This window comes from Rhodonellum psychrophilum GCM71 = DSM 17998, from assembly GCF_000381545.1.
In the GTDB taxonomy this organism is placed as follows: Bacteria; Bacteroidota; Bacteroidia; order Cytophagales; family Cyclobacteriaceae; genus Rhodonellum; species Rhodonellum psychrophilum.
This window is the reverse complement of record NZ_KB906678.1, coordinates 24,655-37,674: the sequence shown is the minus strand read 5'-3', so window position 1 is coordinate 37,674 and position 13,020 is coordinate 24,655. Positions and strand designations below refer to the sequence as shown.

The window sequence follows — 13,020 nt, the reverse complement described above, 5'->3', positions numbered from 1 at the left end:
AAGGTGTATTGTGTGTTTAATTAGCTTTCCTTTTCACCTTTTGGGGCTACTTCTGTCGCTAGCAATAGGGTTTCAATTTCTCTTATAGATTCACGGTGGGATTCATTTGGGTAGTATAGAAAGCCTTCCATATAATACAGTTTTCCTTCCTTGCTATCTACGATCGCATAAGCCAAAAAGGAACCTCCCATACTCAGGTTGTTTGTTTTCCAACCGCCCCTGATTTCGACAGCGTAATTGTTATTGATCATAAAATTTTTGAATACGGGGGCGGGATCCACCGTCTCAATCACCAAGTAAGAATTTCTGTTGTTGGGATCCCCATAAATATGCTTCCGGGTGATTTCAGTTCTCAGTTCAATAATGGATTCCGGCGAGACTTGATCCTCGGAGACATAGTCGGTTTCGTAAAAGAAAAGACTGATATCTGGCCGATTCCCTGTTGGTGTAGGTTGTCTTAACCATAAAAAATCATTCTCTTGTTTGGCGATCTGATAAGAAGCAGGGACATTTATTTTCAACCCTAGGGGTTCTCCTGCCACACTTGCAGAGGAGCTTTTTCTGGCAAGCAGCAATTTAGCCAATCGGTCCCTTTCTCTGACCGCGAATAAGTTTTGAATCTTACCTTTATTGATTTCAAGATTTTGGATAAGTTCCTGCTCACTGTTTCCGAAAAGGTAGATTACTTCTTGGCCAAGTGCAAATTCATCAACCTTTCTCAGTAAATAGAGCGAGGGGTCAGACAGTGCTTTTTCTTTTGATTCTTTCGTAAACTGGGAATTGATGTTTTGACTGCCTGCTTTTCTGTCATCGAAGGTGGTGACATAGACGATGTTGGTAGCCATGCGAAGGATTCGTGACATGGCTCTCGGATCGACTCTCCTGATGGTAAATATGCTTTCATCCCGAATGAGTCCTTGGAGATCCTCTTGGAAGACCTCTCTCAAGGCAACGCCGACAGGGCCTTGCCATTTGACGGAATCGATGGCCAAAACTATTTCTCCAATAGCCCCTCTGGCTTTGGGTTTCATAGAGGAAGCCGTCTCTGAATTTTCTTCACAGCTCCAAAGTACCATACTTGCCATAAATAGGGCAAGTACCAATAGGGATTTGTTTTTTATGGACATAACTTTGAATTTTTAATGGATCAAACGCTCACAATTTATTAAATGGAGGAATAATAAAAAAAATAAATACCAATAATTTAGTTTATCCTATGATTAATTTTTGCCCTGGCTTGATTTGATTTGAATTCAGGTTATTGAGTTTTTTGATTTGATCAATATGAATTCCATTCAATTTTTTTGAAATCAACCAGAGCGAGTCACCCGGCTGGACGATATAGACTTTTGGGTTTTCGATTGACGAAGGTGATCGTTGGGTGTTTTGGGCAATGTTTTGATCTGGGGATTTTTGCGAGGCAAAAATGTAGAGTGTTTGCCCAATCTTAATGGTGTTGGAAGTCAGGTTGTTCCAACTTTTGATGTTGTCCACTGTGGTCCCATGTTTTTGGGCGATTTTCCCCAACGCATCACCTGATTTTACTTTATAAGGGATCCTTTCTTGGTTGGCGGTAGAAACGTTGGTTGTGGCCGCAACTGCGGGTTTGTTGGTGTTGATGCTATTGGGTTGCCGAAGGGCGACATACCTGTCCGAAGTCAACTTCACGGCATTTGAAAACTCGTTAAGATTTTCTGTTACGTAGTCGGATTTTGATTTTGGGATACGTAGGGCAAGATTTTGATGTGAGGCGGGAATCAATCTATTTTGGATGGAAGGATTGAGCTGTTCCAAATCGGCGATGCAAATGTCCGTCATTTTGGCGAATTTCTCCAAATCCAATTCTTGGTTGAAGAGGATTTTGTCATATGCAATGGGGTAGGAGGGATGTTCCAAGACAAGATTGTGTTCCTCGGCATATCTCAAAACATACATCATTGCCTGAAATTGGGGGACATAGCTTCTGGTTTCTTTCGGAAGATGATCATATATTCCCTCAAAAGTCTTCTTCCCACCGGATTTCCTGATGGCTTTTCTGACGTTTCCAGGGCCACAGTTATAGGCAGCAAGAGCAACTTCCCAATCCCCAAACATTCTGTAAAGGGATTTTAAATACTTTGCTGCGGCATCTGTTGCCATTTCCGGATCCATTCTGTCATCGATATCACTGTTGGCGTGCAGGTTATACATTCTTCCAGTAGCAGGCATAAACTGCCATAGTCCCATTGCGCCTACCCTTGATTTTGCTTTTGGATTCAGTCCGGACTCGATGATGGCCAAAAACTTTATATCATCTGGCATGTCGTGCCTTGCCAATGTTTCTTCAAAAAGAGGAAAGAAAATATCCTTTCTTTCCAAGACCATTCTCGAATATTCCCTATTTCTGACCGCAAAATAATTGATGAAGGAAAAAATCCTTTCATTCAAATTGAAGGACATTTCCGTCTCCATTGCACCCACTCTTGTGGCTACTTGCTGGTAGGTGAAATCAGGGATGTAATCAAATTGATATTTTGGAGAAATCGTCTCCTCCTCAATGGAGACATTGTTGACTAAAAAAAGTTCCTGACCATGAACAAGTGGACCCCCTATCAAACCTAAAATAAGGGATAAAAAGAAAGGCGGGATGAATTTTTTCATGGTCAGGTATTTTGATTTCAATTGCTGTTAAACGCTGACAAATAATTTGCAAAAGCATAAAGTTCTGCTTCCTTGAAAGAGTTGGTAATGATCTGCAATCCGATCGGAAGTCCCAATTTGTCTTTGCCATTTGGGATGGACAATGCGGGAACTCCTGAGACGGAGGCTTGTACGGTGAAGAGGTCTTCAAGGTACATGGCCACGGGATCGTTACTGTGCTCTCCAAACTTAAACGCCGTAGATGGCGTGGTCGGCATGATAATATAGTCAAATTTATTCAATAAATCCTCAGTGGATTCCTTGATCATTCTTCTTACTTTTTGTGCTTTGGTGAAATAAGCATCATAATAGCTGGCGCTAAGGACAAAAGTGCCAAGCATGATTCTTCTCTTTACCTCTTCGCCAAAACCTTCGGATCGCGTAAGCTTGTACATGCTCTCCAGATTATGGGCATTGGGAGTACGGTACCCATATTTAACGCCATCAAATCGTGAAAGATTTGAACTCGCTTCGGCAGTGGTCAAAATATAATAGGTGGGAAGCGTATATTTTAGCAAGGGGAAATCAACTTCCTCAACTTGATGCCCTTCGTTTTTGAGTTTCTCCAATACGGCCAAGGTGTTGGCCTTGATCTCTGGCTGCAATGCCGGGGATTCAATTGTTTCCTTGATATAGGCGATTTTCACACGTTTATCAAAGTGGAGCAGTTCGCTGTATTTTGGGACAGGTTTTCTAGATGCGGTACTGTCAAAATTATCATGGCCAGCCATGATTTCCATCACAAGGGCATTGTCCTTTACCGTTTTTGAAAACACACCAATGGTGTCAAAAGAGGATGCATAGGCGATCAATCCCCATCTTGAAACCCTGGAATAGGTAGGTTTGATACCCACTATACCAGTGAATGCTGCAGGTTGTCTGACTGATCCGCCTGTGTCCGTTCCCAGGGAAACGGTGCAAAGGTTGGCTTGAACAGCTACAGCCGACCCGCCCGAAGAACCACCGGGTACTCGGGTTTCGTCAGCGGCATTTAGGACACGTCCATGAACTGAGTTTTCGTTTGAGCTTCCCATTCCGAATTCGTCACAATTCAATCTTCCGATTACAATTGCATCTTCGTCGATCAATCTTTGTACCGCTGTGCCGGTGAATTGGGACTCAAAACCTTGTAGGATTTTGCTTGAAGCATTGGCTTCATGCGCATCATAACAGAGAACGTCCTTAATACCAATGACCATCCCGGCAAGTCTACCCGCTTTGCCACTGGCGATTTTTTCATTGATGAGTTCGGCCTGAGCCAAAGCAGACTGCTCATAAACTTCAACGAAGGCGTTTAGATGCGCCTTCGTTTGAATATTTTGGAGGTAGTATTTAACAATCGCTGAACAATCAGTTTCTCTGTTTTCAAGCGATTTTTTTATTTCATCGAAGGAAATGAATTTTTCCAAGGTTTGATTTTTTTAGTCTTTTTTCTTTTTTTCCTTTAAACCCTCTTCCAAGTCATCTTGAATTTCTTTGGTGGCGTCTTTGAATTCTCTTATTCCTCTACCTAACCCTCTAGCCAATTCGGGAATCCTTTTGGCACCAAAAAGAAGGACAATTACCAAGATGATCAATACTATTGATCCACCTCCCATATTTTGTATGAATCCCAATGTTGTCATGACGTTGTTGTTTAATGATTATGTTTTACAAAGATATAACTGTACCACTCTAACGCAAAGGATTGCATGGTCGTTATCTTTCTTTTTTATAAAGATACACTTTTTTTATTTCTATCTGCCTGTAAGCCAAATGGACGGGTCCATAGGCTGAAGTCCCTTCCAAGATTCGAAATGGACTTCAGCCACGCCTTCCTTATTGGTGAAAACATGACCGAGCAATTGTTTGGCTTTCACAGTTTGTCCGGATTTAACTGAAATTACCTTTAGTTTGCTGTACATGGTGTAATATTCACCGTGCTTGACTACAATGGTGCCACCATATCCGGGAATCGTGAAGATTTTCGTCACCACTCCGTCAAATACGGATCTCACGCCCGCGTCTGGGTTGGTTTGAATGTCTATGCCGTCATTGTCTTCCGAAATCCCTTTCAAAGTAGGATGTGGGTGTGTTCCGAATCTTTTGGAAATAAATCCGCTTTCAACCGGCCAAGGGAGTTTCCCCTTGTTTCCCGCAAAGGAACTTGACAAGGCCGCTGCCTCTGGGGTTAGTGGAATGGAGCTTCCCGATGCGGTAGTGGTTTTTGTGTTTTTCTTTTTGGCTTCTGCTTCCGCACGTCTGATCTCTTCTTCGATAATCTGTTTGATCATTCGGTTGAGACCTTCTTGTTGTTTTTTCGCAGCGGCTATTTGTTTCCGAAGATCTTTTTCCTGCTGGGTCAGGTTATTGACAATTCCCTGTTGTTCCTTTTTGGCGACATCCAGTTGTTGCTTTTGTCGCTGCTCCTGATTGATGACTTGTTGTTTTTCTACCCGCTTGTCTTCCAGTTTTTTTCGCTGGGAGGCAAGGTCGGCTGTCACGAGTTCTATTTGTTCAACCTGTTTTTTTCTGGCGTCAGTATATTGCTTGAGGTATTTCAATCTCATGTAAAACTGCTTGAACGTAGTAGAGCTAAAAACGAATGCAGTCATCGTCAAGCCGCCATTCAGCTTGGACGCAGTATAGATCATTTTGGAATACTCAGCCTTGAGATTTTTCAGGTCATTTTCCAGATTGAGGATCATTTTTTCCGTTCCGGAAATCTCCTTGTCGATCAGGACTACCTCACGGCTGAGTGTGTTGATATAGGTGATTCGGGTTTGAAGCTGTTTGTTGACGACATTGAGCTGCCCGATGGAAGTCTTTTTGGTTTCAGCTGTTTTTTTGAGGATGTTATCAAACTCCATCAGTCGCTTTTGAATATCCGCTTTTTCGTTTTCCAACTGCTCCCTTGATTTTTTGGTTTGGGCAAATCCTGCCTGCCATGGAAGGGCTCCCAAAACAAAAATCAGGCAAAGCACCATTATTTGTTGCTTCATATTCTAAAATTGAAAGGGAAAAGAGAGTGAATTTTCCTGGGTGTCAATTTTTGTCATTTCCACAAGAATAATGAAATTTTGGATTTCCTCCGGAATTTTAAAGGAAAGTTTGACCAGCATTTTGCTTGGGAAAGGTTGTTTGTTTACGGTTTCAAATGAGGGATAACTGGCCAATAAAGCACCAAGATTGTTGAGTGAATTGCTAGTCAACTCCTCGACTTTCCCATGTGTGGTACTGACTTTTGAATGATACCTCACGCCATCCCTGACTTGTGTGAGTTCAAAAGACTTTCCGATCCGCAGTAATCTGTCCCTATAGCTGAATTCATTTGGGATGTTTGCAAACACGAGGTTTTGGAAAGTTTCTAAGGAAAGTTTCAAGCCAAATCTGTCTTCAAATTCGGCAAAGTTCATGTTGATGTCTTCACCGTTCATTCTGTCTTTGATCCTGATTTTGTCCCTTGTCACCATGCCTCGCACCGCTTCAATGCCCAACCCTGGTGTAATGCTGAACCATAAGACACTGTCTTTTTTTGCACGGATATTCAGGGTTCCCCGAGTAGTTTTTCCCGAAGACTCTTCAATAACGATCCTAGCCCTAGCACTAAGGTATTTGTATTCAAAATAATTCGGTATGAACTCCTCCATGATCTCATCTGAGGAATACAGGATCGGTTTTTTGGCACAGCCCGAAATGAACAAGGAAAAAATCATCAATCCACCTAAAAGTATTTTATTCATAATATTTTTTGTCTTGTATTTTTTTATTCAGTTGGTTCGATGTTTCGTCTCCGCCTTGGGCTTTTTTCCAATAAGCAATTGCTTCGTTTCTGTTCCCAAGATGATACAAAATGTCGCCAAAGTGTTCCAGCATTACGCCGCTCGGAGTCTCCTCAATTAACAAGGCCTTTTCCATGTATTTCTTTGCCCCTTCATAGTCTTTCAGTTGAAACAACACCCATGCATGCGTATCCAGGTAGGTTGTGTTTTCTGGAAATTTAAGGATCAATTTCCCTGACATGGTCTTTGCTTTTTCCAGGTCTTTTTTGGCCAAGGAGAGAAAATAGGCATAATTGTTCAGGACGTGCTCATCTTCAGGGTTGGTTTTGAGAACCTTTTCGTAGGCATCATATGCTTCCTGCTTCTTGCCAATGCTGTGAAAGGTATCTCCCAATTGCCCATAGACTAGGGTTTCCAATTGCTTGTTTTTGGATTGATTTACCTCCAAGGCTTTGACCAAAGATTCCTCAGCTTCCAAGGATTTCTTTTGTGCAGATTTGGCCGTGCCGTCAAAGAACCAGAAATCGGCCCTTGCAGGGAATTCCTCAACAGCGATGCTGGTATATTTTTCTATTTTATCAAAATCCTTTCCCGTCTCAAACATCATCGTAATGATTCCCTGAAGGACCTGATCGTTGGCGGAATTGATGGAGATGGATTTTTTGTAGCTTTCCAAGGCACTTACTTTGTTGCCGGCCATCATTTTCCTGTCTCCCAAGACGGTGTAGATTTCAGCATCGTTTGGGTTGTTTTCCAGCATCAGTGCTTCCAATTGATCCAAGAGCTTTTCTCTTTTTTCAGTTTTGATTTCCTGAAGGACATCAGAAAAAGCCTGTGCTTTCACTTGTGCTTCCAAATCTGGATTGCCAAATGCTTTCAATATCAGGGCCTCTGCGGTTTCCAAATCCGATTTTTCCTTATACAGTGCATATGCGGCAAGTTGGAGATCAGGCTGATTGGGGTAATTTGCCAGAGATTGTTGAATGACTAACAGCGCATCATCTGTTCTTCCGTTGTTGAAAAGAATTTCCACCAAGGAAAGTACATACTGGGAATTTCCAGGATGTGCTTCTATCAGGTTTTGGCCTTCTCGGATAGCACCGCTGAGATCATTTTTTCTCAAATAAATCCTTTGTTTTTGGATGGTGAGTTGCTCTGCAACTCCGTAATATTCTTCTGCTCGATTGAAGGCTTCCAAGGCTTTGTCGAAATCACCACTTCCCATATACAGGGAGGCAAGATCCAGAATGTAGTTTTGGTTTTCCTCCGAATTGCTCATCAGGTTTTCAAGAATATCAGCGGCTTTTTGGGGTTCGTTTTTTTTGCTGTAAACTTCCGCCATCGCCAAATTATAGTATTTGTTTTCGGGGTTTGCCGCCACAGCTTTTAAGCCGTAGGGCAATGCCTCATCAACCCGATTGGCTTTTAATAGTATTTCGGCCAATTTAAAGTTGATAGCGCCTTCATTTGGCTTGATTTCAAGCGCTTTTCGGAAATAAAAATAAGCTTTTTCATAATCCTCCAGCATCAGGTTTTTTTGACCCTCAATAAAAAGTCGGTCTGCCTTGATGTTTTGGGTTTTCTCCTTTTTCCCTATTTTGTGGGATTTATCAACTTGGGCATTGACTGTCTGGCAAAACAGCAACAGCATTGATAAACCGGCAATTATTATCCTTTCTATTTTCACACGATCAAATTTAAACTTTTGAATCCACCACTTTGGGAAATTAACGGATGGCCTTGACAAGGGTTGGATTGGGATTTTCTTAATCGAAAGTACGCTTTGGTACCTTTTCTGTTTGTGGTAACCCAATTCCACGCAAACTTAATGCCTTTTATTGTAAAGGCAGCTTATCAAATTGGATAAACGATAGGAATGGAAATAATGTGCAAGGGAATTCAAAAAGATTTGAATTTATTCCTTACCGGTACTCCCGTATCCACCCGATCCCCGCTCTGTTTCCGATAATATAGAAGAGGTTTCCCATTCTATTCGTTCGTGTTTGGCAATGATCATCTGGGCAATTCTTTCCCCATCATTGATCAGAAAGGTTTCATTGGAAAGATTGACAAGAAGGACTTTAATTTCCCCTCTATAATCCGCATCGATGGTACCTGGAGAGTTTAGGACCGTCAAGCCGTGTTTGAAGGCCAAGCCACTCCTAGGTCGAATTTGGGCTTCAAAACCTGGCACCAATTCCAGAAACAATCCAGTGTTCACCAATTTTCTTTCCAGTGGTTCCAATGGAATGGATTCCTCAAGGTTGGCCCTTAAGTCCATCCCTGCGGAAAGTGGCGTTTGATATTCGGGAAGAGGGTGCTTGGAATGGTTGATGACTTTGACTTTCATGGACGGGATACCTTGTGTAAAGTTTGGATAGCCAAGATTTCAAATGGCTTTTTTATGATTTTGGAACAAAATCTAAGCGGCCGATCAAATTTTAGGAAAGCGGTAGCTATTTGATTCCGGATTTTTAGATACTGTTGTATACTTGAATTGTTCAGAATCTGATTTACAGTCTTTTTGGTTTTTGTCTTGCCAAAAGCTTTTTGATTTCCTCTTTTTCAATCAACAAAACTACGAGAACAAATATTAAGACCAGTATATTTCTTCCTAAAAATTGTAATACCACCTGATCTACCTCCAGAAAAAAACCGCCATAGCTTAGTCCAAATGCCAACGCAAGGTAAAAAAGGCTCTTCCCAGTTTGGTATGGGATAAAGAAATATTTCTGCCCATAAAAATAGCAAATCGCTGACATGGTCAGATAGCAGGCCAAGGTGCTTAAGGCTCCACCCATATAGCCAATGAGTGGCACCAAAGTGAAGATTACCAGAATGGTGACAATTGCACCTACCAAAGTGATGTAAAAACTGTACTTGGTCTGATCGGTCAATTTAAACCAGATGCTGAGATTAAAATAGATGCCGAGGAATAAATATCCCAAAAGTAAAACTGGGACCATCACCATGGCTTCGATATAATCGGCTTTGATCAGGATCAGTTTTCCTATGATGTCGAGATTGACCGAGACGACAATCATCAAGGTGCAGCAGAAAATCACAAAGGCATGCATTACTCGAGCAAAGAGTTCAGGGCTGTTTTTTTCGGTTGATTGGTTGAAGAAAAAGGGCTCAGCAGCAAATTTGAATGCCTGAATGATCAAACTCATGAAGATGGCAAGTCTAAAATTGGCACCAAATATACCCCCGGCCTCCCTTGGTGTAAGCCCGGGATAGAAATTTTCGGGGATAACGTATTCGAAAAGCCATCTTGAAAAAACCTCATTGGTCACACCCGCAAGTCCCATGAAGAAAAGGGGGATGGCGTATTGCCACATCGGGGCTATGAATTTCTTGTCAAATCCCAATTTGAATTTCCCCCCAAAATAAAAAAGGATTGGGATCATGAGGGCATTGGCAATTAGATTGGAAAGCAGGATGTACTCAAATCCCCATTCTGGATTGTAAAAACCAATTACCAAAGGCCGTAATTCCGTGAGAAATTCACCCTTCCAGATGTGGAAGCAGATGGCGATGAAGAAAATATTGAACCCTATATTGAACAGGATATTGCCAAGTTTTGACAGTGCAAATGTGAGGGACTTGTTCTCTACCCTGAGTTTTGCGTAGGGAATGGCCAACACTGCATCAATGGCCAATATCCAAGCCATCCATCTAAACAGGAATTCCTGTCCTTCATAGCCCAGCCAAATACTCAATTGTGGCGCGCTGAAGTAGATCAATGCGCCCAAGACAAGAGAAGTCGTCATTAATAAGGACTGGACTTGGCCATAGACTTTTTTTGGATCCAACCCTTTTCCAGTAGAAAACCGAAAAAAGGCAGTCTCCATGCCATAGGTGAAAACAATATTCAGAAAAGCGATAAATGCATAGAAGTTGGTGAATGAGCCTAGTGCCTCCTTGTCCAAATAAACAATATACAGTGGCAGCAATAAAAAATTAATGGTTTTGCCCAGAATGCTGCTGATTCCGTAGACCGCCGTCTGTCCTGCAAGTTTTTTGAGTTGACTCATTTCAAAAAATCAAAGGGTACTATTCCCCTTTGAAAACCGGTTTTCTTTTTTCCAAGAAAGCAGAAGTACCTTCTTTGTAATCCCCCGATTTAACACACCTTGCAAAACTGTTGGCTTCCGTCTGATAACCGTTTTCTTCGGCGATGAACACCGAATTGACACAATCCACAATCATTCCGATGGCCAAGGGTGCTTTGGACATGATTTTTTTCATGATATCTTCAGCCTTCTCCATTGCCTCATCTTTTGTTGGCAAGACATGGTTGACCAATCCCAGTGCTTTTGCTTCATCTGCACCGATCATGTCTCCGGTCATCATGAGTTCATTGGCTTTTCCTCTACCGACGAGATAAGTAAGCCTTTGTGTACCACCATAGCCAGGAATAATTCCAAGATTGACTTCAGGTTGACCAAATTTCGCATTGGCAACAGCGATTCTCATGTGGCAGGCCATCGCCAGCTCACAACCTCCGCCCAAGGCAAAACCGTTGACAACCGCAATGGTTGGTTTTTGGCAATTCTCAATCAGGCTAAAAATTTCCTGACCGTTTTCAGCAAATTTTCTGGCATTCAGTTCATTGAGTTTTGCGATCTCGCTGATATCTGCCCCAGCGATGAAAGCTTTTTCACCAGACCCCGTTATAATTACAGCCTTGATTTCTTTGTTGTCAACCACCTCATTAAAAATGTTCCGGAGTTCTTCAAGTGTGGCTGCATTGAGTGCATTGAGCTTGGATTCCCGATTGATGGTAAGGTAAAGGATACCACCTTTATTTTCACAGAGAATATTTTTTGATTCGGACATATTTATTGAACAGTATTAAAAATCAAATATACCATTCAGAGATCCAATCCCAAAGGATTTCTTAGAAAAATCCAATAGGTTAGGGGAAAAGCAAAGTGGTTTTTATTTTTCCTGTCATACAAAAGTTCAGAGATGTTGCTAATTTATAATAGGTTTACTCCTGCCGTCAATCAAATTTCCTTATTTTTGTAACAAAACTAAGTTTTATCCAAATCTGAAATATACATGTCATTAAAAAGAAAAATCACCGTGGCTTATGGAGACGGGATCGGTCCCGAAATCATGAAAGCCACTCTTAATATTCTACATGCGGCTGATGCTCAGATCGATATCGATGTTATTGAAATTGGCGAACAAGTATATCTTAAAGGAATAAGCTCTGGGATGGAACCTGGCGCATTCGAATCGCTCAAAGAAACCAAGGTGTTTTTAAAGTCACCCATCACCACTCCCCAAGGAGGTGGATTCAAAAGTTTGAATGTAACCACCCGAACTTCCTTCGGTCTTTTTGCCAATGTCAGGCCTTGCAAAGCCTATTCACCCTATATCAAAACCCATTACCCTAAAACCGATTTGGTCATCATCAGGGAAAATGAGGAAGATCTCTATGCAGGAATCGAACACAGACAAACAGATGAAGTTTTTCAATGTCTTAAATTGATCTCCCGCCCAGGGTCAGAAAAAATCGTACGGTATGCTTTTGAGTATGCCAAAAAATACGGTCGGAAGAAAGTAACCTGCATGACCAAAGACAATATCATGAAGTTGGCTGATGGCTTGTTTCACAAGGTTTTTGATGAAATCGCAAAAGAATACCCAACGATTCAGACGGATCATAAGATCATTGATATCGGGACAGCATTGATTGCAGAGAGACCGGATACTTTTGATGTAATCGTAACGCTAAATCTATACGGTGACATTATATCCGACGTGGCTGCTCAAGTGACGGGATCTGTAGGTCTTGGAGGATCCGCAAATGTCGGTGAGGAAGTGGCGATGTTTGAAGCAATTCATGGATCTGCACCCGACATCGCGGGCATGGATATGGCCAATCCATCCGGATTGCTCAATGGCGCCATCATGATGCTCGTCCATATCGGACAGCCAGAGGTGGCTGAAAAAATCTCAAATGCTTGGATGAGGACCTTGGAAGATGGCATTCACACCGGGGATATTTTTCAGGAAGGCCTGTCGTCCAAAAAAGTGGGGACGCAGGAATTTGCACAGGCAGTGATCGAAAGACTGGGCCAAAGCCCGATCCATATGGTTCCTGCGCATTTTGACAAATCCGACACGACTCCGATGCAGATAAAATTGAAGCCGGCAGTTCCTGTTAAGAAAACTTTGATCGGTGTGGATGTTTTCGTTGATTGGAAAGAAGGGGATAGAGACCCAAATACAATCGGGGAAAAACTAAGGGAAATCAATGCGAACGGATTGACCCTCCAGTTGATCACCAATAGGGGAGTGAAGGTGTTCCCAGGAGGAATGAGAGAGACTTTTTGTACCGATCATTGGAGATGCAGGTTCCAAACCGCGGATCAATCCGTAGTTTCGCATCGAGATATCTTGGATTTGCTTTCCCAGGTTGAGAAGTTAGGCTTTGATTTTATCAAAACCGAGCAGCTTTATGCATTTGATGGTGTACGTGCATATTCCTTGACACAAGGGGAATAAGGTATATAATTGAAAATTGATAAAAAAAAACCGGGCAGAGATGTCCGGTTTTTTTGTT

General features: G+C 42.0%; 11 protein-coding genes. 1 reads left to right on the top strand and 10 read right to left on the bottom strand.

What is annotated here, in order from left to right; all coding sequences use genetic code 11:
• Positions 1-20 precede the first annotated feature (20 nt).
• From F824_RS0110810 to F824_RS0110765, 10 genes are all read right to left on the bottom strand, one after another.
• On the bottom strand, positions 21-1,127 hold the full coding sequence (locus F824_RS0110810; RefSeq protein ID WP_019597907.1) for a DUF4837 family protein: 1,107 nt from the start codon (positions 1,125-1,127) through the stop codon (positions 21-23).
• Positions 1,128-1,209: 82 nt separating this feature from the next.
• The gene (locus F824_RS0110805) at positions 1,210-2,640 is read right to left on the bottom strand and encodes a lytic transglycosylase domain-containing protein (protein WP_026333642.1); all 1,431 of its coding nucleotides are present in this window, start codon (positions 2,638-2,640) and stop codon (positions 1,210-1,212) included.
• A gap of 17 nt (positions 2,641-2,657) precedes the next feature.
• Positions 2,658-4,088 carry an Asp-tRNA(Asn)/Glu-tRNA(Gln) amidotransferase subunit GatA gene (gene gatA / locus F824_RS0110800; RefSeq protein WP_019597905.1) on the bottom strand — a complete coding sequence of 477 codons (1,431 nt, stop codon included), beginning with the start codon at positions 4,086-4,088 and terminating at the stop codon, positions 2,658-2,660.
• Between the two features lie 12 nt (positions 4,089-4,100).
• Positions 4,101-4,304, bottom strand: coding sequence for a twin-arginine translocase TatA/TatE family subunit (gene tatA / locus F824_RS0110795; protein WP_019597904.1), 204 nt, complete (start codon positions 4,302-4,304; stop codon positions 4,101-4,103).
• A 111-nt stretch (positions 4,305-4,415) separates the two neighbouring features.
• Positions 4,416-5,645 (bottom strand): murein hydrolase activator EnvC family protein, encoded by a 1,230-nt coding sequence (locus tag F824_RS0110790; protein WP_019597903.1) that lies wholly within the window; start codon positions 5,643-5,645, stop codon positions 4,416-4,418.
• 18 nt (positions 5,646-5,663) lie between these two features.
• The gene (locus F824_RS0110785; RefSeq protein WP_026333640.1) at positions 5,664-6,401 is read right to left on the bottom strand and encodes a DUF4292 domain-containing protein; all 738 of its coding nucleotides are present in this window, start codon (positions 6,399-6,401) and stop codon (positions 5,664-5,666) included.
• Positions 6,394-8,127 carry a tetratricopeptide repeat protein gene (locus F824_RS0110780; RefSeq protein WP_026333639.1) on the bottom strand — a complete coding sequence of 578 codons (1,734 nt, stop codon included), beginning with the start codon at positions 8,125-8,127 and terminating at the stop codon, positions 6,394-6,396. Before F824_RS0110780 ends, F824_RS0110785 begins: the two co-directional genes overlap by 8 nt.
• Positions 8,128-8,355: 228 nt before the next feature.
• Complete coding sequence (dut, locus tag F824_RS0110775) at positions 8,356-8,790, bottom strand: dUTP diphosphatase (protein WP_019597900.1); 435 nt, start codon at positions 8,788-8,790, stop codon at positions 8,356-8,358.
• A 163-nt stretch (positions 8,791-8,953) separates the two neighbouring features.
• Positions 8,954-10,477, bottom strand: coding sequence for a lipopolysaccharide biosynthesis protein (locus F824_RS0110770; protein ID WP_019597899.1), 1,524 nt, complete (start codon positions 10,475-10,477; stop codon positions 8,954-8,956).
• A 19-nt stretch (positions 10,478-10,496) separates the two neighbouring features.
• Complete coding sequence (locus F824_RS0110765; protein ID WP_019597898.1) at positions 10,497-11,282, bottom strand: enoyl-CoA hydratase/isomerase family protein; 786 nt, start codon at positions 11,280-11,282, stop codon at positions 10,497-10,499.
• Between the two features lie 225 nt (positions 11,283-11,507).
• On the opposite strand from F824_RS0110765, the gene F824_RS0110760 reads away from it, so the two are divergent.
• Positions 11,508-12,962: an NADP-dependent isocitrate dehydrogenase gene (locus tag F824_RS0110760; protein WP_019597897.1), complete on the top strand. Its 1,455-nt coding sequence runs from the start codon at positions 11,508-11,510 to the stop codon at positions 12,960-12,962.
• Positions 12,963-13,020 lie beyond the last annotated feature (58 nt).

Bases quoted from the DNA above. Each gene is read 5' to 3' on its own strand.
- F824_RS0110810 (WP_019597907.1), bottom strand. From the start codon at position 1,127: ATGTCCATAAAAAACAAATCCCTATTGGTACTTGCCCTATTTATGGCA.
- F824_RS0110790 (WP_019597903.1), bottom strand. From the start codon at position 5,645: ATGGTGCTTTGCCTGATTTTTGTTTTGGGAGCCCTTCCATGGCAGGCA.
- tatA (WP_019597904.1), bottom strand. From the start codon at position 4,304: ATGACAACATTGGGATTCATACAAAATATGGGAGGTGGATCAATAGTA.
- F824_RS0110760 (WP_019597897.1), top strand. From the start codon at position 11,508: ATGTCATTAAAAAGAAAAATCACCGTGGCTTATGGAGACGGGATCGGT.
- dut (WP_019597900.1), bottom strand. From the start codon at position 8,790: ATGAAAGTCAAAGTCATCAACCATTCCAAGCACCCTCTTCCCGAATAT.
- F824_RS0110785 (WP_026333640.1), bottom strand. From the start codon at position 6,401: ATGAATAAAATACTTTTAGGTGGATTGATGATTTTTTCCTTGTTCATT.
- F824_RS0110770 (WP_019597899.1), bottom strand. From the start codon at position 10,477: ATGAGTCAACTCAAAAAACTTGCAGGACAGACGGCGGTCTACGGAATC.
- F824_RS0110765 (WP_019597898.1), bottom strand. From the start codon at position 11,282: ATGTCCGAATCAAAAAATATTCTCTGTGAAAATAAAGGTGGTATCCTT.
- F824_RS0110805 (WP_026333642.1), bottom strand. From the start codon at position 2,640: ATGAAAAAATTCATCCCGCCTTTCTTTTTATCCCTTATTTTAGGTTTG.